Raw genomic sequence first — 23,368 nt, 5'->3', positions numbered from 1 at the left:
ATGCGTGCGCTGCTGGCCTTCACCGGGAGCAGGGGCGATGCCCAGCCCGGCGTCCTGCTCGCCCGCGAGCTCCGCGCTCGCGGGCACTCGGTGACGCTCGCGCTGTCGCCCAATCTCGTCGAGTTCGCCACCGACCACGGCATCGCCGCGGTCGGGTTCGGGCGCGACAGCGCCGAGCTGTTGCGCACCCAGCACGACGACCGGCGCTTCCGCAGCGCGAGTCCGCGTCAGCGGATGCGCGCGGTGCTCGACCTGCAGCGGCGCGGTGTCGGCGAGGCGGTGCGCGATCTGCTCGCGCTCGCCCCGGGACACGACGTGCTCGTCACCGGCATGGCGGGCGAGGAGGCAGCGGAGAAGGCGGCGCGCCATGTCGGAATGCCCTTGGCCGCAGTGCATTTCTTCCCGATCCACCCCAGCCGATCGGTGCCGGTGGTGCCCGCCGCCTGGGGGCGGTGGGTGCCCGGTGCGCTCAATCGCCGAATCTGGTCGGGGCTGCGGTGGGCGCGTGACGCCGCCTTGGCCGAGCCGTTGGCGGAGTCCGGGATCGTGGAGCATCCGCTGCCCGGCCGGGTGTCGATCCAGGCCTACGACATCGACCTGTTCCCCGGGCTGGCCGCCGAGCTGCCCGCACGGCACCCGGTCACCGGCTTCACCGTGGACAGCGACGGGTTCCTCGGCGCCCCCGCCGATCCCGCGCTGGCGGCGTGGCTGCTGGCCGGACCGGCCCCGATCTATGTCGGCTTCGGCTCGATGACCGTCGACGATCCCGCCGCCCTGGTCCGGATGCTGCGCACCGTGTGTGCCCGCCGAGGGCGGCGACTGCTGCTCGTGGCGGGCTGGGCGGGTATCGAGCCGGGACTCTCGCCCGAGGTGGCCGTCGTCGAGCAGGTCGACCACGCGGCGGTATTCCCGCGCTGCCTGGCGGCCGTGCATCACGGCGGTGCCGGGACGACCGCCGCCGCGTTGAGAGCGGGTGTCCCGCAGGTGATCTGCGCGATCCAGGCCGACCAGCCGTACTGGGGCCGGGCGCTGTCTCGTCTCGGCCTGGCCGCGACCACACGTGCCGGGTCCCTGAACGCCGCGCGCCTCGACGCCCTCCTCGACGAGGTCGCCGACCCCCGGGTCGTGGCCCGGTCCGCCGCCTACGCGGTCGACTTCCGCGACGACGGTCTGGCCCGCGCCGCCGACGAAGTGGAAGCCCTCGTCCCCCTGACCGTTCCGACAGCCCAGTTCGACCATGCCGGGAGGCCGCAGTGAGCACCGACATCGCCGTCCGCACCGACGGGCTCGGCAAGTCCTACGGCGACTTCGCCGCCGTCGACGCCATCGATCTCAGCATCGCGGCCGGGTCGGTGTTCGCCGTGCTCGGCCCCAACGGGGCGGGCAAGACCACCACGGTGCGCATGCTGGCCACCCTGCTGCGGCCCGATCGGGGCAGCGCGGAGGTGTTCGGGTACGACGTGGTGCGGGAGGCCACCGCCGTGCGGTCGATGATCGGACTGACCGGTCAGTACGCCTCGGTCGACGAAACCCTCACCGCCAGTGAGAATCTGCGCCTGTTCGGCCGCCTGCTCGGGTTGTCGCGCCGGGCCGCCGCCGTCCGGGCCGACGAGCTGCTCGAGGAATTCGAACTGTCGGCGGTGGCACGACGCAGCGTCAACACGTTCTCCGGCGGGATGCGCAGGCGCCTGGACCTGGCCGCCACGCTCATCACCGTGCCACCGCTGATCTTTCTCGACGAGCCGACCACCGGGCTCGACCCGCACACCCGTGACCGGATGTGGGGCATCGTGCGCGGCCTCGTCGAGCGCGGCGCGACCGTCCTGCTCACCACCCAGTACCTGGAGGAGGCCGACGCACTGGCCGATCGGATCGCGGTGATCGACCGAGGCAGCCTCGTCGCGGAAGGTACCGCGGCCGAACTGAAGTCCTCCATCGGCGAACAGGTGCTGCGCCTCGACATCCCCGACACCGCCCACCTGCGTCGGGCCGAGGCACTGATCCGGGAACTCACCGGAGAGGTGCCCGAAGGGTCGTCCACCGGGACGCTCACGGTCACGCTGTCGGAGGTCGGCACGGGCGCCGACATCGTCGCCGCCTGCCGAGCCGCCGGGATCGGCCTGCGCGGCTTCGCCGTCGATCGCCCCGACCTCAACGAGGTGTTCCTGTCGTTGACCGGCCACGCGACCTCAGCCGACGCGGCATGACCGCCCTTCGTGAAAGCACCACCATGACCCTCACCACCGAGAAGCCGACCGCCCGGGTCGTCCGAGCACCCCGTGTCACGCGGGTGAGTCCGGTTGCCGCGCTGCGGCATTCGCTGATGATGGCCTGGCGCGGACTGCTCACCTTCCGGCACAGCCCACAACTGCTCTATGACGCGCTGCTGTTGCCGATCGTCGGGCCGGTGCTGTTCGGCAACATCTTCGGCACCGCCATCGCGGGCAGTATGGCGGCGTATCTGCCGATCATGATCCCGGGCGTGTTGGTGCAGATCGTGCTCACCTCCTCGGTGGCCACGGGAGTGCAGTTGTCCGAGGACATCCATTCCGGCGTGTTCGACCGGTTCGTCGCCATGCCGATCGCCCGCTCGGCGCCGGTGGCGGGGGCCTTGCTGGCGGGCACGGTCCGCTATCTGCTGGCCGCGACAACGGTGGTGATCGTCGGCTTCGCCATGGGTTATCGACCCGACCACACCGCTGGTTTCCTCGCCGGGGCGGCTCTCGTCGTCTTCGCCACCACCGCCATCAGCTGGTTGTTCGCCTTCATCGGTGCGACCATCGCGCGCCCCGCCGCCGTGCAGGGCATGTGCATGCTCGTGCTCACCTTCCTCGGTTTCGCCTCGAACGCGCTGGTGCCCGAGGAGTCCATGCCCACCTGGATGCGCCACGTCTCGGACCTGAACCCGGTGTCCTACCTGGTGTCGGCGGTGCGGACCCTCGCCGCCGAGGGCACGATCGGCGCCGACGCCTGCTGGTCCCTGGTGGCCTCGGTGGCCGTGGTCGCCGTTTTCGCACCGCTCACCGTGCGCACCCTGCGTTCCCGTTGATCAGGAGATCCCGATGACCGTCACCTCGCCCGCCGTCCCGGTGGCCACCGCCGCAGGCCTGAACCGGATCACCGCCGACGACGACCTGTTCTTCAAGCTCCACAGCCTCTACCCCAATGCCCTGGTCAACCAGCTGGCCTACCGGTTCGACACCGCCGTCGGCCGAGAATCGTTGCAGCGCTGGCACGCCCACCTCGCCACGGGGTTCATCGCCCGCCGCGTGCGCACCACCCGCTTTCCGTTCGCGCGCGCCCACTGGGAGCCCGCCACCGAGTCGCTGCAGTTGCGGTGGTCCGACACCCCGATCCCGGACGACGCGGTGCTCGACTGGTTCCTCGAACAGGCCGCGGTGGAATTCGACCCGGCCCGTGGCCTGGTGTGGCAGCTGGCGGGGGCACCGACCGAATCCGGCGGCACGGTGGTCACGCTCGTCGCCTCCCATGTCGCCTGCGACGGCGGCGGCATGATGCACGCGATCGTCGACTCGCTCGACCGGCTCGGGCGCGGTGAGCAGCCCGATCGCGCGGCGAGTGCGGGCAGACTCGTCGGACCGGTCGCCGGACCCGGCCGCTTCGCCGCCGACCTCGCCGACGCGCGCGCCCAGCTGCGCGCGGTGGCCCGGGGGGCACGTGCGGCCCGGCGGGCGCGCGGGGTGAGCGAACCGGCTCGCAATCCGCGTCCGGCACAGCCTTGTCTGCCGCACGCGGACACCTGGCAGGCCGCCGACGCGATCGTCCAGCTCGACCTGGCCGAGTGGGACGCCGTCGCCGCCGCGCACGGCGGCACCACCAACGGTCTGTTGATCGGCGTCGCGGTCGGTCTGCTCGGTCGCAGTGGCCGCGTCGCCGACGGAGCGCACGTGCGCGTGGATATTCCGCACTCGATGCGCGAGGCCGACGACCCGCGCGCCAACGCGACCACCGGCCTGCCGATCAGCGTCGCCTATCGCGCCGGTGCTCGCACCGACCTGCCCGAGGTGCGCGCGTCGCTCAAGGCCGCCGCCCTCGCCTACCGCGATCCGGCGACGATTCCGCCGATCCAGCATCTGCAGCCGGTGCAGATGCTGCTGCCGAAGGTGGTGCTGCACAGATTCGCCCGCACCGCGAAGGCACCGGAATGCCTGTGCACCAACATGGGCCGCACCGCACAGAACATCGCGGTGCTCGACGGGCATCGGGCCCGCGATGTGATCATGCGCCCGGTGGTCAATCCCGGCCCGGTGGAGCTGTTCCGCCAGGTGGAAGTCGGAGTGAACCTGGCCTTCTCCTGCGACGACGACACCGTCACCCTGGTGGTCACCGGCGCCGACCCGGATCGTTTCCCGAACCGGGCCGCCTTGCGCGAGTTGCTGACCGCCGAATTCGCCGATTGGTCGTTGACGCCCCGCTTCTGGTGAGGCGGGGACGGTTCAGGAGGCCTCGTCGACCAGTTCCGCGGCGTCGGGGGTGCTGATGCGCAGGGTGAAGCGGAAACCGCAGTCGGATTCGAGTGAACCGGATTGTCGTCCGGTTCGCACCGCGCTGCGTACCTCGATGCCGACATCGAGGTCCTCGAATCCGGCGTAGAAGTCGCCTGCCATCCAGAACTCGGTGTGCGCGGCGGTGCGCCCGGCCAGGACATCGTCCGCACTGGGACAGAATTCGCCGCGGCGCACACAGATCGGACTTCGGCCGTCGGTGCCGGGGGCCAGATAGAGGACGACCGGGCCGTGCATCTCGGTGAGCAGCGCGAGCACGTCACTCGCCTCGCCGGTGGCCTCGATCGCACGGTGACGATGACTTCCCCACCGGGCGTGGAGATCTCGGTCGCGGTGTACGGACCCGGCCCGGTTACCCATGGTGCGCTCCTTGCATGTCTCGACGGTGTTCGGTGCACACTATCGGTGCGCAAGGTTGGTCCGACGTTGGTACGTACCGAATCCTGCGGAGCGAGGGCCCGCATCCCGGCTCGTCACCGCGTCTCCCACCACTGCGAAATGGCCGATTCCGGCGTCGCCGCGCGGCTCCGGCAACCATTCCGAAAACCTGAATTCTGTTGATGGTCGCGGGACCAAATCACGTCGGATGTTTTCGGCGCGAGAAACAACTTTCGACACGGACGGCAGCCATTCCGTCACGCGTGCCGACGTGAAGTCCCTCACCTCACACCTGTCAAGCCGAGTGCCCGAACAGGCACCTTCCAGCGCTCGCCGTCATTAGCCCGAATGTTGCCACGCGAACCCGATTTCGGGCGTCCTACACCGAAACATTGAGGAATGACGACGAACTCGACACAGTTGCTGTGTAACTTCACCATTGCCACCTGCAGATGTCGGGATGTGACCCAGGCCATTTCTCCGCACGGGCCAACCCTCCGCGACCGCTCGAGCGACCCCGCGAAGCCCGGTTACCTTCCGGTAGTGTCCGCTCGCATCGGCCCCGTCACGGTCACCGGCGACCTTTTTCGACTGTCAGGAGTTTTCGTGTCGCATTCGCGTTTCGAATCCATCGGTGCGTATCTTCCGTCGAATATCGTCTCGACCGAAGAATTACTTTCCCGGCTCGCCACGCCACCCGCTTTCGACCTCGAGAAAATCACGGGCATCAAGGAGCGGCGGTTCCGCGACACCCGACCGGAGAGCCTCGAGGACTCCTTCACCCTGGCCGTGCACGCCGCCCGGGACTGTCTCGAGCGTTCGCGCTACAGCGCGGGCGAACTCGAGGTGATCATCTCCTGCTCGATCACCCGCAGCAACGAGGGCACCCGCATCTACATGGAGCCCTCCTTCGCCTCGAGCATCGCCGAGGAGCTCGGCGCCGAGCGGGCCATCACCTTCGACGTGTCCAACGCCTGCGCGGGCATGCTCACCGGCACCTACCTGCTCGACCGGATGATCCGGGCGGGTGTGGTGCGCAACGGCATGGTGGTCAGCGGGGAGTCCATCACCCCGATCGCCGAGACCGCGGTGAACGAGATCTCCGAGAAGTACGACCTGCAGTTCGCCTCGCTCTCGGTCGGCGACTCGGGGTGCGCGGTCGTGCTCGATCAGGCCGTCGACGACGCGGACAAGATCCACTACATCGAATTGCTCACGGCCGCTGAGCATTCGCACCTGTGCCTCGGCATGCCGAGTGACAAGTCCGCAGGAGTGGCGCTCTACACCGACAACCGCAAGATGCACAACGAGGCGCGGTTCCTGCTGTGGCCCGACGCCCAGGGCGAGTTCCTCGCCGAGCAGGGCCGCACCTTCGCCGACGAGGAATTCGACTACGTCATCCACCACCAGTTCGGTGCCGCGGCCGTACCTTTCATCAACGCGGTCGCCGAGCGCGAGTTCGGTGCCCCCATCCCGCCGGACCTCAATGTGATCGAGAAGTACGGAAACACCTCGACCACTTCACATTTCATCGTGCTGCACGATCAGCTCGCGCAGGACGGCATCGAGGCGGGCGCGAAGGTTCTCATGGTGCCCGCCGCCTCCGGCGTCGTCGCGGGTTTCCTGTCCACCACCATCTCCTCCCTGAAGGTCTGAGGTTCGTCATGGGCGTGCGTATCCGAGCCACCGGTACCAGTCGGTCGACCGACACCCACAGCATCGTCGAGCACAGCGGGCGCGCGGCCCGTAACTGCCTGGAGCAGGCCGGAATCCGGCCCGACCAGGTCGGTGTGCTCATCAACACCGGTGTCTTCCGCGATTCCAACACCGTGGAACCCGCCGTCGCCGCGATGATCCAGAAGGCCGCGGGCATCGGCCTGGACTACGGCAAGAACGATCCGCGCACCTTCTCCTTCGACCTGATGAACGGCGCGACCGGGGTGGTCAACGCCGTGCAGGTCGCCACCGCGATCCTGGCCACCGGCACCGAACACGTGCTGATCGTCGCGGGCGACACCCACCCCTCGCTCACCCGATCCCACGCGGACACCGAATTTCCCTACGCCACAGCCGGTGCCGCCCTGCTGCTCGAGCACGTCGCGGGCCCGGAGGGTTTCGGCCCCGTCCACACCGTCACCGCGCCGGGCTCACCCGCCGGGCAGGCCTATGTCGACACCGCGACGATGGGCACCGTCGGCCGCGGCCTCATGACGATCGAACGCGACCCCGACTTCGAGGACCGGGTACTCACGGTGGCCGCCGAGGCCGGTCGCGCGGCGCTGGCCGGAACTTCCGACGCCCGGGTGGCGCTCATCGCCTCCACCCCGAGCGCGCATTTCCCCAAGCGCCTGGCCGATGCTCTCGGACTGGACCAGAACGCTGTGCGCACACCGGATCTCACCGACGGCGACCCGCACACCGCCGCGCTGCCGCTGGCCTACGCACGGGCGGTCGAGAACGCCGACCTCGACGGTTTCACCCACATCCTGTTCGTCGGCGCCGGTGCCGGACCGTCGGCGGCGGCCACCCTCTACCGGTTGCCCGGGGAGCACGCCGCGTGACCACCGCGACCTACTGGGCCACCATCGACCGCTTCCGGGAGATCGCCCGCACCGAACCCGATCGCCCGGCGGTGATCTACCCCGACGGCACCACCGTCGACGGGATGCCCGACTACCGGCGGGTCACCTACCGCGACCTCGACAGGTGGTCCGACACCATCGCCGAACACCTGACGAGCTCCGGGGTCGGCAGTGGCACGCGCACCATCGTGCTCGTGCTGCCGAGCCCGGAGCTGTACGCGATCCTGTTCGCACTGTTGAAGATCGGTGCGGTGCCGGTGGTGATCGACCCGGGCATGGGGGTGCGGCGCATGGTGCACTGTCTGCGGGCGGTGGAGGCCGAGGCGTTCATCGGGATCCCCCAGGCCCACGCGCTGCGGGTGCTGTTCCCACGCAGCTTCCGCCGGGTGCGTACCACGCTGACCGTCGGCCGCCGCTGGTTCTGGGGCGGACCGACACTGCGGTCGTGGGGCCGCGATCCGGCGGGCCTGCTCCCCGAGCGTGCGCCCGCCGCCGAGGACGACCTGCTCATCATCGGTTTCACCACCGGCAGTACGGGCCCGGCCAAGGCCGTGGAACTCACCCACGGCAACCTCGCCGCCATGGTCGAGCAGGTGCACGCCGCGCGCGGACACACCCCGCCGGAATCCTCGCTGGTCACGCTGCCGCTGGTCGGCGTACTCGACCTGCTGCTCGGTTCCCGGTGCGTGCTGCCACCGCTGATTCCCAGCAAGGTCGGGTCAACCGATCCGGCGCACGTCATCGACGCGATCACGAAGTTCGGCGTGCGGACGATGTTCGCGTCACCGGCCGTGCTGATTCCACTGCTCGCCCGGCTCCGGTCGCATCCCGTCGAACTCGACACCCTGGCCAGCATCTTCTCCGGGGGCGCGCCGGTACCCGCGTGGTGTATCGCCGGGCTGCGTGAGGTCCTGCGTCCCGATGTCGAGATCTTCGCTGGCTACGGTTCCACCGAGGCGCTGCCGATGACGACGATCGAATCGCGGGAACTGCTCGACGGCCTGGTCGAACGGGCGACACAGGGTGAGGGCACCTGCATCGGGCGTCCGACCGACCATGTCGAGGTGCGGCTGGTGGCCGTCACGGACGCGCCGATCGCCACCCTCGCCGACGCCGAACCCGTCGACCGGATCGGCGAGATCGTGGTCTGCGGACCCAACGTGAGCACCCGCTACTACTGGCCCGCCGAGGCCAACGCCCTCGGCAAGATCGCCGACGGCGACCGGGTCTGGCACCGCACCGGCGACCTGGGCTGGCTCGACGAGCAGGGCCGTGTCTGGTTCTGCGGGCGCAAGAGCCAACGGTTGCGCACCGCCGCGGGGCCGATGTTCACCGTCCAGGTCGAGCAGGTCTTCAACGCGGTTCGTGGTGTCGCGCGCACGGCGCTGGTCGGTGTCGGCGAACCCGGTGCGCACCGGCCGGTGCTGTGTGTAGAACTGGAGCCGGAGGCCGATGCCGTGGCCGTCGACCTGCGCCTGCGCGACCGCGCCGCCACCCTCGACACCGCGGCACCGATCACCGACTTCCTCATCCACCCCGGTTTCCCGGTCGACATCCGGCACAACGCCAAGATCGGCCGTGAAGAACTGGCCCGTTGGGCCGCGAAGAAGCTGAACTCATGAAGATTCTCGTCACCGGCGCGTCCGGATTCCTCGGCGGCGCCATCGTGCGGACCCTGGTGGCCGACGGTTCGCACGAGGTGTCGATCCTGGTGCGGCCGACCAGTGTGCTCGACGACCTCGGCAGCGCGCGCGAGGCCGTCACGATCGTCGAAGGCGATCTCGCCGACGCCGACTCCCTGCGCCGGGCCGCCGACGGTGTGGACGTGGTGGTCCACAGCGCGGCCCGCGTGGACGAGCGCGGCACCCGCGCCCAGTTCTGGGTGGAGAACGTGCGCGCCACCGAACTGCTGCTCGACGCCGCCCGCAGCGGCGGTGCGCGCCGATTCGTGTTCATCTCCAGCCCGAGCGCCCTGATGGACCGCGACGGCGGCGACCAGATCGAGGTCGACGAGTCGCTGCCCTATCCGCGCCGGTACCTGAATCACTATTCCGAGACGAAGGCGACGGCCGAGCAGGCCGTCCTGGCGGCGAACACCGCCGACTTCAGCACCGTCGCCTTACGTCCGCGCGCGATCTGGGGCGCCGGTGACCGGTCCGGCCCGATCGTGCGGCTGCTCGCCCGCACCGCCGACGGCGCCCTGCCCGACCTGTCCTACGGTCGGACCATCGAGGCATCGCTGTGCCACGTGGACAACATCGTCCACGCCTGCCTGCGCGCGATCAGTGCCGAGAACATCGGTGGCAAGGCCTATTTCATCGCCGATGCCGAAAAGACCGATGTGTGGCGGTTTCTCGGCGAGGTCGCCGAGGGGCTCGGCTTCCAGCGGCCGACACGCAGACCGAATCCTCGTGTCCTCGCCACCGTCGTCGCGGCCATCGAGACAGTCTGGCGTATTCCGGCCGTGGCGCGGCGCTGGTCGCCACCGCTGTCACGCTATGCCGTCGCCCTGATGACCCGCACCGCGACCTACGACACCACCGCTGCCCGCAGGGACCTGGGCTATCACCCGGTCGTGGACCGCGACACGGGCTTGGCCGCGTTCCTGACCTGGCTCGACGCCCAGGGCGGCATCGAGTCGCTCGCCGGGCACCTGCGGTAACACCCGAGAGGCAATCATGAACGGCGACACAGCCTTCCGTCGACCCGTGACGACCACCGAACGCATGTACTTCCCCATGCGCGAGCTCGCCCCACCCTTCCTCATGCAGCTCGTCGTGCCGGGCGAGGGCGCGATCGACCCGAGGCAGTTGCGCGCGGCGGTCGCCGCGGCGGCGGACGTGACGCCGGGCGCGCGACTGCGCAGGCAGGGCGACCTCTGGGTGGACAGCGGCGTCGCCCCCGCCGTCCGTGTGGTCGACGATCACGAATTCGATTGTCCCGCCCTGGAATCCGACCCGGTGCTCACCAGCGGGATCGGGCCGACTCCGGCAGCCACTGTCGAGGTCCTGTTGCTCACGGCGCCCACTCGGACCCTGGTGTTCCGCGTCTTCCACGGCGTCATGGACGGTATGGGCATGGTGCTGTGGGCCACCAACGTGCTGCGCGCACTGCGTGGTGTCGACCCGGTTCCGCAACCCGATCCGGTGGCCGATCAGCAGCTCGTCGACCGGGTCGGCGCACCGGGTACGCCGACCCCGATGATTCCGCGCTACCGCAGTGCCGTCGGACGCGGCAGGCAACGACGCGGCACCGCGCGGCACCTGCTGCGGCACCGGCGCGTGCACGCCGCGGGCCCCGGTGCGCTGGCCCGCGTCTGCGCCCAGCTCGCCGCCGAGACCCCGGGGACCTCGCGGATCATGATGCCGGTCGATCTGCGCCGTCACGATCCGGCGCTGCGTTCGACCGCCAACCTGGCACTGCCGCTGTTCCTCAATATCGCACCCGGAACGGACTGGACGCAGGTCAAAGACATCATCAAGGCGGGGCTCGCGCAGCGGCGAGAGCTGAACCAGTTGGCCAACACCCGCATCACCCTGGTGCCCGACCCGGTCAACCGGGGCGTGCTGCGGACGACGAACTGGCTCGGCGCGCGACTGGGCCGCAACCTGGCCTCGGCCACCGTCTCCCATATGGGCCGGTTCTCGTCCGACGACCTCGCGGTCCCGGGTTTCCGCCCCACCGGTCTGTTCGTCCTCCCCCAGCACAGCGTCGCCATGCCGTTGCTGTTCGGCCTCACCGAATTCGACGGACACACCGAGCTCACCGTCTCGGCGCGCAACGGCGCCGGAATCGAAGCGCGGCTCGAAGCCCTGCTCGACCGGATCGTCGCGATGCTGGAAGCCGAACTCCCGGTCGTGGATTCGGCGCGGTGACCGCTCTCGCCCGCTGCATCGCGGCACGGCCGCGCACCGTCCTCGCGGCGATCCTGGTGTTCATCGGGCTGTGCGCCGCCTACGGCGCGACGGTGACCGAACGTCTCAGCGCGGGTGGGTTCGTCGACGGCGGCAGCGAATCCGCCCTGGTCGACCGCTTCGTCACCGAACGGCTCGGTCCGCAGAGCCCCGATGTGGTCGCCCTCTACACCGCGCCCGAGGGGCGCACGATCGACGAGATCGGCCCTCAGGTGCGCGCCGCCCTCGACCGGATCGACCCCGCACTGCTGGCCCGGCCGGTGGAAAGTTACTGGTCGGCGGTGGTGCCGCGCAAGAACTTCCTGGTGTCCGAAGACCGCGAGCACGCGGTGGCGGTGGTGTACACCGCTGGCGACGACACCGCTCGTATCGCGGCCTTTCCCGCCATCGCCGAGGCGCTCCAGGTGCCCGGCGTCGACACCCGCTTGTCGGGTTACAGCGCCCTCAATGCCGAGATCATCGACAGGTCTCAACGTGATCTCGTTGTCGCGGAGTCCATTTCGCTACCGCTGACGCTGCTGGTTCTGGTGCTCGTGTTCGGCGGTGTCGCGGCGGGCGCGCTACCCGTGGTGGTCGGGCTCCTCGCCGTCGGCGGTGCGCTCGGCGCCATCCGCTTGTTGACCGAGGTCACCGAGGTGACCACCTTCGCGGTCAATATCGCGTCCCTGCTCGGACTCGGCATGGCCATCGACTACGGGTTGTTCCTGGTCAACCGGTTCCGGGAGGAATACGCCGCGCGTGGCGATGTCGACGCGGCAGTGGTCCGGACGATGACCAGTGCGGGTCGCACCGTCGCCGTGTCGGCGGCACTGCTGGTCTGCGCGTTCGCGGGCACCTTCGTGTTCCCGCAGGCCGTGCTGCGCTCCCTCGGCATCGGCGCTGTGGCGGCCGTAGCCCTCGCGGCGACGTTGTCGCTCACGGTGCTGCCCGCGTTGCTCGTGCTCTTCGGCGCCCGTATCGGCCGGGCGAAACCGACCACGCGCACCGAGCAATTCTGGGGTCGGGTGGTCGACACAGTGCTGCGCAGGCCCGGCACGGTGACGATCGCTGTCACCGCGATCCTGCTCGTCCTCGCCGCACCACTGGTGGGTATCCGCCTCGGCGAGATCGACCACCGGGCCTTGCCCGCCGACAGTCCCCTGCGCCACACGGTCGAGGAACTCACCGCACGGTTCCCTGCGGCATCGAGCGGGGCGACGGTTCTGCTGCGCGGCCTCGACGGGCCACCGCAATCGGCGGCGGTGTCGGGGTCGATTGCGGCCATCGAGGCCGTGCCAGGGGTCGAGGATGTCGTCCAGGTCGGGCGCGACGACGACTTCGTCGTCCTGCACGCCTTCCTCACCCGCGCCGATCGCAGCGAAGAGGCCACCGACGCCGTGCGTGCGATCCGTGCGCTACCCGCCCCCGGCCCCACGGTCGTCGAGGTGGGCGGGGACACCGCAGCCACCCTGGACAGCGTGGACGCGACCGTCGACCGACTGCCGCTGATGATCGCCGTGATGGTGCTGGTCACGATGGTGCTGCTCACTGTGGCGTTCCGCTCGGTGATCCTGCCACTCAAAGCCGTGGTCATGGCGTTTCTCAGTCTGGCCGCCACCTTCGGTGTGCTCACCTGGATCTTCGTGGGCGGTCAGGGCGCGAGCCTGCTCGGGGTGAGCCACGGACCGCTTCCCGCGGGCATGACGGTCCTCATCATCGCCGTGGTGTTCGGGTTGTCCACCGACTACGAGGTGTTCCTGCTGTCGCGGATGGCCGAGGCACACCGCGCGGGTGCGGACACGGCGACGGCGGTGCGCCTCGGCACCGTGCGCACCGCCCGGGTGATCACCGCCGCCGCCGTGCTGCTCGTGCTGGTCACCGGCGCGTTCGCGCTCTCACCCCTGACACCGATGCGGCTGCTCGGCGTCGGCATGATCGTCGCCCTGATCCTCGACGCCACCCTGGTGCGCATGCTGCTGGTTCCCGCCCTGGTCCAGCTGATGGGACCGGCGAATTGGTGGTACCCGGGGCTATCGTGGAGACGTGGGCATCATGGGTGAAATGTTTCCCGGCAAGAAGCTGCAGCACGAAGGCAGTGGCGACAGCGACGGCCAGGCACACGAACCCCGGCTCGATCTCGACCTCGAGGCCGGTGTCGTGCGGCTGTCCATGCCGGACACCGGGTCGAACGAGAACTAGCGCGACGAGCCGGTCAGCGTCAGACGTTCCAGCAACGGGTGCGGGTCGCGGAGCAACTCGGCCGACACCACTTCCGACCAGTCGTATCGGCCGTTCTCGCACTCCAACTCGACCAGCGACACCGACGACACCGTGTCGTCGAGCGTGAAGTCGGCGAAGCCGTCGGCGGCGAGCGCGTCCTCGATCCGCGCCACCGGCACCGGCTGGTTCGTGTAACCCAGTGCCAGGTACGGGCTCAGCGCCTCGCCGAACTCGGGCACCCGCTCCCGGATCCACACGTCGGTCAACGCCCGAGTGAGATCCTCCCGCACCCGCAGCAATTCCTCGGGTAGCGCGATGGGTAATCGCACACCGTCGACCGCGACCACTGGCGGACCGAAGGTAATGGGAAAAGGCGCGTGCTCGGCGAGCAAGGTGCGTGAGCCCTCGACCAACCGGGCCAGATCGACGCCCTTCACCCCGTCGACGAAACCCACCCCCTGCACTTCCACCCGCAGGCGCGGCGCGTCGACTTGTTCGAGGCCGGGCACCCGGGCCACAGTGGGGGCGAAGATCTCCACGAGCTTGTCGGCGACGGGCTGGGTTGGCATCACCTGCCAGTCGTAGAACGACCGGCCCGGGGTCCATCCCGGACGCCACCACCAGCGACTGGCCGTCGTCGTCGCGCTCATGTCCATGTGTCGCACCTCCGCCTGCGATGCCGGGCTACCTCTCGGTCAAGAACTACCCTGCCCAGATCACGGAGCAACCCGACGAGACCGATCCGTTGCCGGTTCGATTCCGGATCACACTCGCGAGCCCGGACCAACCCTTCGAAATGACTCGGTTTCGGGACGCCGATGTTCGGAGTCGTCCCCTTGGCGAGAGCCCACTTCCGCGATTCGAGAGAGCGCGGGTGTTCGAATCCACTCGCACTCGGACCCTCAACCGGATGTCACGATGTGAAATTCGCCCGTATCGGGTGAGGTCGGGATTGTCGTAGCCGTCGATCATGAATGCCACCAGCATCGGTGATCGCACCATAGGAGTTGATCCAGAATGGCGTTGGACTACGAGGATCGCACCGATTTCGAGAACGCTGACCGCGGCTTCATCGCGACGTCGAGTCCGATGACGGTGCGCAACGCCGACGGGAAGATCGTGTTCGACACTTCCGGCTATGCGTTCCTCGGTGGCCCCTGCCCGGACACAGTGAACCCGAGCCTGTTCCGCCAGGCCCAGCTCAACGTGAAGAACGGCCTCTATCAGGTAGTCGAGGGGATCTATCAGATCCGCGGATTCGATATCTCGAACATGACTCTCGTCGAGGGTGACACCGGAGTGATCGTCATCGACCCGCTCATCTCGACCGAATGCGCCGCGGCGGGTCTGGCGCTGTATCGCGAGCACCGCGGCGACCGCCCGGTCACCGGTGTCATCTACACCCATTCCCACGGTGACCACTTCGGCGGTGTTGCCGGTGTGCTGCCCGACGGTCCGGGTACGGTGCCGATCCTGGCTCCGGCCGGGTTCATGGCCGAGGCAGTCGCGGAGAACGTCTACGCCGGTACCGCGATGACCCGACGCGCCAGCTACATGTACGCCGTCGGGCTGTCCCCTGCCCCGGACGGCCAGATGAGTACGGGGCTGGGCATCCAAACCTCCTCCGGAACGCTGAGTCTGTACCCGCCGACCATCGACATCACCGATACCGGGCAACGCGAGACCGTCGACGGCGTACCAATCGTGTTCCAGCTGACCCCTGGCACCGAAGCACCCGCCGAGATGAACTTCCACTTCCCCCGCCATCGTGCGCTGTGCCTGGCCGAGAACGCTACCCACAATCTGCACAACCTGCTCACCCTGCGGGGCGCACTGGTGCGGGACCCACGGGTGTGGTCGCACTACATCGACGAGGCGATCGACATGTTCGCCACCGATTCCGACGTCGCGTTCGCCTCGCACCATTGGCCGACGTGGGGCCTCGACAATCTCATCCAGTTTCTCAGCGTCCAACGCGACCTGTATTGCTACCTGCACGATCAGACCCTGCGCCTACTCAACCAGGGCCTGACCGGTGCCGAGATCGCCGAGCAGATCGAGTTGCCTTCGGGTCTGGACGACGCGTGGTGCGCGCGCGGCTACTACGGATCGGTCAGCCATAACGTCAAGGCGATCTATCAGCGCTATCTCGGCTGGTTCGACGGCCACCCGAGCTCCCTGTGGCAGCATCCGCCCGAGGCCGCCGCGAAACGGTACGTGCGCGCTTTCGGCGGTATCGACACCATCGTCGAGAAAGCGGCCGAGTTCGCCCGCGACGGAGATCTGCGCTTCGCTGCGGAACTGCTGAAGCACGCGGTCTTCGCCGACCCGGACAACGCCACCGCCAAGAACGATCTCGCCGAGGTCTACACCAAGCTCGGCTACGGCGCCGAGAACGCCACCTGGCGCGGCTTCTACCTCATGGGTGCCAAGGAGCTCCGTGACGGTGTCTATCCCACCCCTATGAGCCTCGCCGACGGTATGGCAGCGGCACTGTCGATCGAGCAACTGTTCGACACCGTGGCCATCCGAGTCAACGGTCCGCGCGCGGCTACCGAATCACTCGTGATCGACTGGCATTTCACCGATCTCGACTCCACGATGCGGCTGACTCTGTCGAACGGGGCACTCATCCGCACCGTCGATCCACGCCGCGAAGCGGCAGTCGATCTCACACTCACCCTCACCAAAACCCAGCTCCTCTCCCTCCTCGCAGGCCGAGGGCCCGATGGAATCGACCACACCGGAGATATCAGCGTCCTCCAACGACTCCTCGGTCTACTCGACCGACCCGACCCGGACTTCGCCATCGTGACCCCCTGACCTCCAAAGCCGCACGACGTTCTGGCCCGGCACGACGGCACCGGACGGGTACGGCAATTCGTCTGTGCCGTACCCGGTGATTCAGTCCGGCTTGCCGAACCGGAGCAGGTTGTTGTCCGGATCCATCAGCGCGAATTCTCTGAAGCCCCAAGGCTTGTCCTCGGCCGGAGTCACCCGGGCAAGGTCCCCACCGGCCTTCCATCGCCGACGCAACTCATCGTCGGTGTACAACGGATCATCTGATTCCGTCGGCCGTACTCCGGCAGCGACGAACTCCTCGTGCACACGATCAACGTCGTCCACAGCGATGAAGGCAGCCCCAGCCGCCCGCCACGGGTCGTGGTCCGGCACGAGGGCGTAGTGCAATTCGATGGCATCCCGTCGCACAAAACCGTACTCCACGGAATACGTCTCGGTCTCGAACCCCAACCGATCGAAGAAAGCCAGCGTCGCAGCGACATTCCGCGAAGGCAGGATCGCCACAGCAGGACCTTCCCGCGGACCGATTCTCGACATGAATCGAAAGTAGGTGCGGGACGCAGCGCTGCGCCTCCCACCTACCCCGCCGGATCACACCCGACTTCGAGCTCCGCGATTCGCCGACGGACATCAGTCAGATCCGGCCCGCCGATCCCAGCTCTTCTCGCGCGAGACAACAATTTCCGTGCCAGATTCGGCTCAGCTTGACGCACTGCGACATCCGCCCGCAATACCAGCAGCTTGACCAACTGGACCGACGTCGGTTCCGCGTCGGTGCGACTCAGAGCGCGGTCGAGCACTTTCACCGCCAGCTCCAGATCTTGTTTGGAATCGGCGAACAGCGCACCCACATGGATAGCTCGATCGAAAACTTCCTGCGGCAAGGGCCGGTGCCGCTGATCCGCGCTGATCGGCTGCGCGATCTGAATCGTATTCCCGCCCGGGTCGGTAACCAAGAACTCGCGCACCCCATAGCTGCGGTCCGACAACGCACCCACCCGAGGCACCCCGTGAACGGGCACCGACCCGAATGCCTCCCGCAGTCCTTCGGTGAAAATCGCGTACAGGTAATCGACGTCGTCGGTGTCGACCAGACAACCGTGCGTCGATGATGTGGGATCGAACTTCTTGTCTCCGTAGAAGTTCAGCTCGATTCCCCCACGCCGCACGCTGAGAAACTGGTACGGCGCCGTCTGCCTGAACGTGATCTCGAACCCCATCGCGGTGTAGAAGTCGCTCACCGGGTCGATCGACTGGGCCATCAATCGGGGAACTGTTTTCTCTGTCATGCTCTCGACGCTAGGAAACCGCGCTGTCCGCTCGCACATAGAAGTGAGAACTACGACATTCGCTTGTCATCGACGATCCCGGTTTATCTCCAGGCCTCGGTCCGCCGCACAGCCGACCGAACGCGAACACCCTGGCGCGGGTGGACATCGGCTGGCAGGCTGAGTGGATGGAGAACTTGCGGGACGCCGAGCGGCGGTTGCAGGCCGCGCAACTCACTGGGGATGTGCAGGCGCTGGATCGTCTACTGGATGACCGGTTGATCTTCACCTTCGGCGCGGATGTCTACACCAAGGCCGATGATCTGGAGCTCCACCGCACCCGGACACAGGTGATGACGGCCGTGATCGAGGAAGAACTGAACGTGCTCACCGACGGACGTGCCGGGGTGACCTGGTTCCTCGGAACCATCGAGGGAACCGTCGACGGCGAGCCCTTCGGAGCCAAAATGCGTTACACGCGTTCATGGTTGCACGACGAGGAGCATGGCTGGCGGATCATCGCAGCACACGCCAGCACGGCGGACTGAGCAGATCCACCGAACGGTGGGGGCAGATCGACTCGGCCGCGCCCGTAAGGGCGATGTGGCGAGGAATGGTTCGTCTGTCGCCCGGCCGTGAGGACGGCCTGCGGACCCGCGCGCGATGACGATGCTCTATCTCACTGCGTAATTCGTTCCGCCTGCGGCAAACTGAAGATTCCGCTCGCCGGGGGTCTGGTTGCCACGCACGACGAAAGTGTGGAGCGTGAAGGAGTGAGCGTGTATCGAGATCCCGTGGACGGCAGCGAGTACCGCTTGAACGAGCCCCGATGGAGATCTGCGGCGGGACGTCCGTTGTGGATCGACCCGGGGCCGGGAATCGACCGGTCCGACATCGACGTCTCCGTACAGTCGCTGTGGCGGTATCGCGCGGCGCTTCCGGTTCCCATCTCGCACCCGATCTCCCTCGGCGAGGGCTCGACACCGCTGTTGGAGCGGGAATGGGCCCACGGCGGGCGACCGCTGTTCAAACTGGACTTCCTCAACCCGACCGGCAGCTTCAAAGACCGAGGCACGAGCGTGATGCTGTCCTACCTGCGCGATCGCGGAATCCGGTCGGTGCTGGAGGACAGCTCCGGCAATGGTGGCTCTTCGATCGCGGGATACGGGGCCGCGGGCGGTGTGCGGGTGAAGGTCTTCGCGCCCGCGTCCACATCGTCGGCCAAGATCGCGCAGGTTCGCGCGTACGGTGCGGAATTGCAGTTGGTGGAAGGCCCGCGGGAGGAGTCGCAGAACGAGGCGATCCGGCAGTCCGACGGCGACGCGTTCTACGCCAGTCACAACTGGCAGGCGTTCTTCCTGCAGGGCACCAAGACCCTCGCCTACGAGCTGTGGGAAGACCTCGGATTCCGCGTTCCCGACAATGTGATCGTCCCGGTCGGTGCGGGTAGCAGTCTGCTCGGATGCTGGCTCGGGTTCGGTGAATTGTTGCGGGCGAGGCAGATCGAACGGATGCCGCGCCTGTTCGCCGCGCAGCCGCTGAACTGCTCACCGGTCGATGCGAGCTTCACCGAGGGCACCGACCAGCTGGTCGAGCGTGCGGTGTCGCCGACGATCGCGCAAGGCACTTCGATCCCCCGACCGCTGCGACTGGCGCAGATGATCGGGGGCCCTGCGCGACACCGGTGGCGCGACGATCGCTGTCCCCGAGAAAGACATCGTGGACGCACTCGACGAGTTGTGCTCGACCGGGCTGTTCGTCGAACCGACCAGTGCGTGCGCCGCTGCCGCGTATTCGGCCCTGTTGCACTCAGGGCACATCGCAGAAGCGGAGGAAACCGTTGTCCTCCTTACGGGTTCGGGATTGAAGGCCGCGCCCACGGTCGCCGACCTGCTGGGCGAGATCCACGGGTGACCGGCAGCGTCCACGGCGCCTTGCTCGAGCTCTTGCCTTCGTAGTGACCTACTGACAGTATCGGGTCACTACGAAGGAGTGTGCACTCTGGTTCCCGACCGCCGGGGGCGCATCCTGGCCGCAGCACGGCAACTGATGCTGGACAAGGGGTGGCCCGCAACGACGGTGTCGGCGATCGCCGCTCGTGCTGGCATCGGCAAGGGAGCCGTCTACCTGGAGTTTCCAGACAAGCCCGCGATACTCGCCGCGGTGCTGCACGACCGGATGCGGCAGTTGAGCGCCCAAGTGCATCGTCGGGTCATCGATGCTCCGGACCTCATCGATCTGCCGACGGTCTACCGGTTCGGGGTGGAGACTCTCCTGGCGGATCCGTTGATGTGCGCGCTGTACACCGGCGATCAGAATGTGCTGGGCACCTACGTTCAGACCGTTACCGACGACCGTTATCTGCGGCGCCAGGGCTGGCTCGGCGACTACATCGCTCGCCTTCAGAACATGGGCGTCATCGACGCGACCATCCCCGCCGACACCATCACGCAGGTACTCAGCGTGTTCACCGTCGGTCTGATCCATGCGCCTGGCACGCTCGGGCCGACCGATGCGGAAATGCTATCGGCCACTGTGGGTCTGTTCGCCGACCTCGTCGGGCGCGGGCTCGCGACCGGCCTCCCCACCGATCCCGAAGCGGCCCGCGCGGCGCAGCTGGAATTGCTCGAACGGCTGGAAACACAACTCGATTCGCAGGAGCCGCCATGACCGACATCTTCGAGTCCTCCACCGACCTGACTGTTGCCGGTGGCCCGGTGCGGCTGTACCGTGCGGGCGATTCCGGCCCCGCGCTGCTCCTACTGCACGGCGGCATGCTGGACACCGCCCAGGGCGTGTGGCGCCGGACCGTGCCCGACCTCGCCACCGACCACCGTATCTACGCCATAGACCTGCCCCGCCACGGCAACAGCCGTCCCTGGCAGGGAATCCTCGACGACACCTTCTACCGGCGGTTCCTCCACGAACTGCTCGACACCCTCGACCTGCCCCGAGTCGCGATCATCGGTATCTCACTCGGCGCGGGCGTCGCGACCGGATACGCCCTGGATCACCCCGAACGAGTCACCGCCCTGATCGCCGTCGGCCCCGGCGGAATCGGCGCAAGACGCACAGCACAATTCCTCACCTGGTTGATCATCCGAACCCCCGGCGTCCTGCGGCTCACCAGTCGATACCTGGCGCGTCATCCCCGTTCGATCCGCAAGTCGATGATCAGCACCCTCACCGCGGGCGCGGACACCCCCGATTTCGACACCATCGTCGAACTGGCCACCGCCGAAGCCGTCGCGAAAGCCGATCACGACGAACCGGCCCTCGACGACTGGATGACCCACGCCTACGGCCCATTCGCCATGCGCCTCAACCATTTACCTACCCTCCCGCACCTGACCACACCCACTCTGTGGATCCGAGGTGGCAACGACTCACTCGTCGCAGCGGCGGAGATGTCGGCCGCGGCGGCGGCAACACCGAACGGTCGACTGGTCACCGTCCAGGACGCCGGGCACATCGTCACCTACGACCGGCCCGAAGAATTCAATCGGCTTGCGCGCGAGTTCTTGGCCGCGACACTCGATCACTGTTGACCGAGCCGCTTGGTGACAGTGCTCTTCCGAGTACCGCCCGGATGTGTCCGGGGTCGGCTTCGCGGTCATCGAGGAGGATGGCCGTACACAAACCGTCGGACAACGCGACGAAAGCCTCGATCGCATCAGGATCGTCGGTCCGCGTCCGCGCGAGTTCAGCGACCTTGTCGCGCCAGGCGCGCGCGGCCGAGCGCAGAGCCGGACGGCGCGCCGCGAGAGTCGACAGTTCCCGTTCGGCGAGGGCTCGCTCGCGTCCCGGGCCCGCGGATTCCGCGATGAGTTCGGACAGGCCGTCGAGGGGGTCGTCGTTCTCGGCGTCGATGAGATCCTGGATGCGGTCGGTGTACTCCTGCGTGACACTCGTCAACGCCGCCACCAGCAGATCATCCAGCGTGGCGAAGTAGTAGAGAGTCAGGCTCGTGGTGATCCCGGCTTCCTTGGCGACGGTGCGATGGGTGACACCCGTTGCCCCATCGCGTCGGACGATCTCCAGGGTCGCCTCGATGATCTGAGCTCGTCGGCGTCGCCCACGCAACTTGCGTCCGTCGACAACCTCCGGCTCTGCCGTTGTCGCCTTGTCCTCGCTCATCACCGACTCCCGGTCGGCGAGACAGCCGACTCCGTGTGCCGGTCGACGTCGCCGAGGGGCTGCAGGCGTCGCAGCGTCACGAAGCAGGCCAGGGACGCGATCGCGATCGCGGCGCCCGCGGCCACAGCCGCGGTATTGAGTCCGATGGTGAACACGGTTCGCGCATGCTCCAAAGCGTCGCCTGATATCCGGCTCGCCAGCGATGACGCTCCGGCGAGGCTGTCACTGTAGGTCGCGGCCGCCGATGCGGACAACTCGGAGGGAACCTCGATCCCGCCGCGGTAGATCGCGGTGGTGACGCTTCCCAGCAGCGCGACACCGGCGGCGATGCCGAGTTCCTGGACGGTCTCCGACAGCGCGGCCGCCGACCCCGCCCTGTCCTGTGGCGCCGCGCCGACGACGATGTCGGTGCCGAGCGCGGCGATGACCCCGAGTCCGAGATAGACAAGGGCGAATCCCCCGACGACGGCACCGTTGCTGTCGGTGTCCGCCGCTGCCAACGACGCGTATCCGAGCAGCGACAGCGCCAAAGTCGCCGCCATCACCACACCGGGTGAGATACGCCGTGCCAGCAACGGTGCCCCGATGGCGCCGACGAGCATGGCGAGCGCGGGCGGACCCATCCACAGCCCAGCCGTGGTCGGAGAAAACCCTGCGACGAGTTGCAGGTACTGAGTCACCAGAAACATCGCGCCACCGAATCCGACGAGGCCGATCAACAGCACCGACAAGGCGGCGGAGAAGGTCGAGCCCGTGAACAGCCGCACGTCGAGCAGCGGCTCCGACAGACGCAGCTGACGGCGGACGAACGCACCGGCGGCGACGGCACCGACGGCAGCGGCCGCCACCGACGTGAGTCCGAGGCCGTGAGAGGCGGCGTGCTTGATCGCGTAGATGACCGGCAGGATCGCCACCAATGACAGCCCGGCACTGAGCAAATCGAGCCGACCGGCAGGTGATCGGCGCTCCGGAAGCAGCGTCGGCGCTGCGGCCAGCACCAGCACGGCGACCGGGACCGCGATGAGGAAGACCGCGCCCCACCACAGAGCTGCGGTCAGCACGCCACCCACGATCGGGCCCGCCGCCATCCCCAGGCCGAATGCTGTCGCCCAAACCCCGATGGCCGATGCTCGCTGCCCTGGATCGGTGAACATGGTGCTGATCAACGAAAGGGTCGAAGGCATCAGCGTTGCCCCTGCCACACCGAGCAGCGCACGCGCGACGATCAACCACAGAGCCGTCGGAGCGAAGGCAACCGCGACCGAGGCCACAGCGAACACCGCCACTCCGATCAGCAGGAGCCGACGCCGACCGATCCGGTCACCCAGCGTTCCCATCGTGATCAGGAGCCCCGCGATCAAGAAGCCGTAGGCATCCATGATCCACAACGTCTCGGTGGCGGAGGGATTCAGTTCGACGGCCAAACTCGGGACAACCAAGTACAGCGCTGTCACGTCGAGCCCCAGCAGCATGGTCGGCAACGCCAACAGCGCGAGCCCACTCCATTCCCGCCACCCCGCGGCTCGACTCTCCCCTGCGACGACCATCCCACAACCACCCAT

22 protein-coding genes are annotated in these 23,368 nt (G+C 67.9%); 16 read left to right on the top strand and 6 right to left on the bottom strand.

Annotated elements, in window-relative coordinates; translation table 11 throughout:
- Genes NC7_RS14010 through NC7_RS13995 form a run of 4 tightly spaced genes read left to right on the top strand, consistent with a single transcriptional unit; the run spans window position 1 to window position 4,445 of the window.
- Complete coding sequence (locus tag NC7_RS14010; RefSeq protein WP_067983082.1) at window positions 1-1,257, top strand: glycosyltransferase; 1,257 nt, start codon at window positions 1-3, stop codon at window positions 1,255-1,257.
- Window positions 1,254-2,207 carry an ATP-binding cassette domain-containing protein gene (locus NC7_RS14005; protein WP_067983081.1) on the top strand — a complete coding sequence of 318 codons (954 nt, stop codon included), beginning with the start codon at window positions 1,254-1,256 and terminating at the stop codon, window positions 2,205-2,207. Before NC7_RS14010 ends, NC7_RS14005 begins: the two co-directional genes overlap by 4 nt.
- The gene (locus NC7_RS14000; protein ID WP_236573437.1) at window positions 2,204-3,049 is read left to right on the top strand and encodes an ABC transporter permease; all 846 of its coding nucleotides are present in this window, start codon (window positions 2,204-2,206) and stop codon (window positions 3,047-3,049) included. Before NC7_RS14005 ends, NC7_RS14000 begins: the two co-directional genes overlap by 4 nt.
- A gap of 13 nt (window positions 3,050-3,062) precedes the next feature.
- Window positions 3,063-4,445, top strand: coding sequence for a hypothetical protein (locus NC7_RS13995; protein WP_067983078.1), 1,383 nt, complete (start codon window positions 3,063-3,065; stop codon window positions 4,443-4,445).
- Window positions 4,446-4,457: 12 nt separating this feature from the next.
- On the opposite strand, the gene NC7_RS13990 is transcribed toward NC7_RS13995, so the two are convergent.
- On the bottom strand, window positions 4,458-4,886 hold the full coding sequence (locus tag NC7_RS13990; RefSeq protein ID WP_067983076.1) for a DUF779 domain-containing protein: 429 nt from the start codon (window positions 4,884-4,886) through the stop codon (window positions 4,458-4,460).
- Between the two features lie 624 nt (window positions 4,887-5,510).
- Here NC7_RS13990 and NC7_RS13985 point away from each other — a divergent pair.
- Genes NC7_RS13985 through NC7_RS29140 form a run of 7 tightly spaced genes read left to right on the top strand, consistent with a single transcriptional unit; the run spans window position 5,511 to window position 13,578 of the window.
- Window positions 5,511-6,560 carry a 3-oxoacyl-ACP synthase III family protein gene (locus NC7_RS13985; RefSeq protein WP_067983070.1) on the top strand — a complete coding sequence of 350 codons (1,050 nt, stop codon included), beginning with the start codon at window positions 5,511-5,513 and terminating at the stop codon, window positions 6,558-6,560.
- Window positions 6,561-6,568: 8 nt separating this feature from the next.
- Complete coding sequence (locus NC7_RS13980; protein WP_067983068.1) at window positions 6,569-7,465, top strand: hypothetical protein; 897 nt, start codon at window positions 6,569-6,571, stop codon at window positions 7,463-7,465.
- A complete protein-coding gene (locus tag NC7_RS13975) occupies window positions 7,462-9,108 on the top strand; it encodes a fatty acid CoA ligase family protein (protein WP_067983067.1) in 1,647 nt (548 codons plus the stop codon). Before NC7_RS13980 ends, NC7_RS13975 begins: the two co-directional genes overlap by 4 nt.
- Complete coding sequence (locus NC7_RS13970; RefSeq protein WP_067983065.1) at window positions 9,105-10,148, top strand: NAD-dependent epimerase/dehydratase family protein; 1,044 nt, start codon at window positions 9,105-9,107, stop codon at window positions 10,146-10,148. The genes NC7_RS13975 and NC7_RS13970 overlap by 4 nt, the downstream gene beginning before the upstream one ends.
- Window positions 10,149-10,194: 46 nt before the next feature.
- On the top strand, window positions 10,195-11,361 hold the full coding sequence (locus tag NC7_RS13965) for a peptide synthetase (protein WP_236573436.1): 1,167 nt from the start codon (window positions 10,195-10,197) through the stop codon (window positions 11,359-11,361).
- On the top strand, window positions 11,358-13,439 hold the full coding sequence (locus tag NC7_RS13960; protein WP_067983062.1) for an MMPL family transporter: 2,082 nt from the start codon (window positions 11,358-11,360) through the stop codon (window positions 13,437-13,439). The genes NC7_RS13965 and NC7_RS13960 overlap by 4 nt, the downstream gene beginning before the upstream one ends.
- Entirely contained in the window at window positions 13,432-13,578 is a 147-nt protein-coding gene (locus NC7_RS29140; RefSeq protein ID WP_167352432.1) for a hypothetical protein, read from the top strand. Before NC7_RS13960 ends, NC7_RS29140 begins: the two co-directional genes overlap by 8 nt.
- Here NC7_RS29140 and NC7_RS13955 read toward each other — a convergent pair.
- Window positions 13,575-14,255: a 2'-5' RNA ligase family protein gene (locus tag NC7_RS13955; RefSeq protein ID WP_067983060.1), complete on the bottom strand. Its 681-nt coding sequence runs from the start codon at window positions 14,253-14,255 to the stop codon at window positions 13,575-13,577. The genes NC7_RS29140 and NC7_RS13955 overlap by 4 nt on opposite strands.
- Before the next feature lie 361 nt (window positions 14,256-14,616).
- Between NC7_RS13955 and NC7_RS13950 the strand changes: the two genes are divergently transcribed.
- Window positions 14,617-16,422 carry an alkyl/aryl-sulfatase gene (locus NC7_RS13950; RefSeq protein ID WP_067983058.1) on the top strand — a complete coding sequence of 602 codons (1,806 nt, stop codon included), beginning with the start codon at window positions 14,617-14,619 and terminating at the stop codon, window positions 16,420-16,422.
- Window positions 16,423-16,503: 81 nt separating this feature from the next.
- On the opposite strand, the gene NC7_RS13945 is transcribed toward NC7_RS13950, so the two are convergent.
- Together NC7_RS13945 and NC7_RS13940 are read right to left on the bottom strand one after the other, a co-directional pair.
- A complete protein-coding gene (locus tag NC7_RS13945; RefSeq protein WP_067983051.1) occupies window positions 16,504-16,905 on the bottom strand; it encodes a bleomycin resistance protein in 402 nt (133 codons plus the stop codon).
- A 74-nt stretch (window positions 16,906-16,979) separates the two neighbouring features.
- Entirely contained in the window at window positions 16,980-17,690 is a 711-nt protein-coding gene (locus tag NC7_RS13940; RefSeq protein ID WP_236573434.1) for a DUF8817 family protein, read from the bottom strand.
- A gap of 140 nt (window positions 17,691-17,830) precedes the next feature.
- On the opposite strand from NC7_RS13940, the gene NC7_RS13935 reads away from it, so the two are divergent.
- The 4 genes from NC7_RS13935 to NC7_RS13920 all read left to right on the top strand — a co-directional run bounded on the left by NC7_RS13935 (window position 17,831) and on the right by NC7_RS13920 (window position 21,217).
- Window positions 17,831-18,217 carry a nuclear transport factor 2 family protein gene (locus tag NC7_RS13935; protein WP_236573432.1) on the top strand — a complete coding sequence of 129 codons (387 nt, stop codon included), beginning with the start codon at window positions 17,831-17,833 and terminating at the stop codon, window positions 18,215-18,217.
- 231 nt (window positions 18,218-18,448) lie between these two features.
- Entirely contained in the window at window positions 18,449-19,627 is a 1,179-nt protein-coding gene (locus NC7_RS13930; RefSeq protein WP_201449883.1) for a threonine synthase, read from the top strand.
- 34 nt (window positions 19,628-19,661) lie between these two features.
- On the top strand, window positions 19,662-20,339 hold the full coding sequence (locus NC7_RS13925) for a TetR/AcrR family transcriptional regulator (RefSeq protein ID WP_201449882.1): 678 nt from the start codon (window positions 19,662-19,664) through the stop codon (window positions 20,337-20,339).
- The gene (locus tag NC7_RS13920; RefSeq protein WP_067983048.1) at window positions 20,336-21,217 is read left to right on the top strand and encodes an alpha/beta fold hydrolase; all 882 of its coding nucleotides are present in this window, start codon (window positions 20,336-20,338) and stop codon (window positions 21,215-21,217) included. Before NC7_RS13925 ends, NC7_RS13920 begins: the two co-directional genes overlap by 4 nt.
- Here NC7_RS13920 and NC7_RS13915 read toward each other — a convergent pair.
- Window positions 21,168-21,806 carry a TetR/AcrR family transcriptional regulator gene (locus NC7_RS13915; protein ID WP_067983047.1) on the bottom strand — a complete coding sequence of 213 codons (639 nt, stop codon included), beginning with the start codon at window positions 21,804-21,806 and terminating at the stop codon, window positions 21,168-21,170. The genes NC7_RS13920 and NC7_RS13915 overlap by 50 nt on opposite strands.
- Window positions 21,806-23,353: an MFS transporter gene (locus NC7_RS13910; protein ID WP_067983045.1), complete on the bottom strand. Its 1,548-nt coding sequence runs from the start codon at window positions 23,351-23,353 to the stop codon at window positions 21,806-21,808. Before NC7_RS13910 ends, NC7_RS13915 begins: the two co-directional genes overlap by 1 nt.
- Between the last annotated feature and the right edge of the window lie 15 nt (window positions 23,354-23,368).

Origin of the sequence: Nocardia caishijiensis NBRC 108228, from assembly GCF_001612825.1 — a bacterium.
Classification (GTDB): domain Bacteria; phylum Actinomycetota; class Actinomycetes; order Mycobacteriales; family Mycobacteriaceae; genus Nocardia; species Nocardia caishijiensis.
Note: the sequence above shows the minus strand (reverse complement) of the source record. Positions and strands in the feature narration are given on the sequence as shown.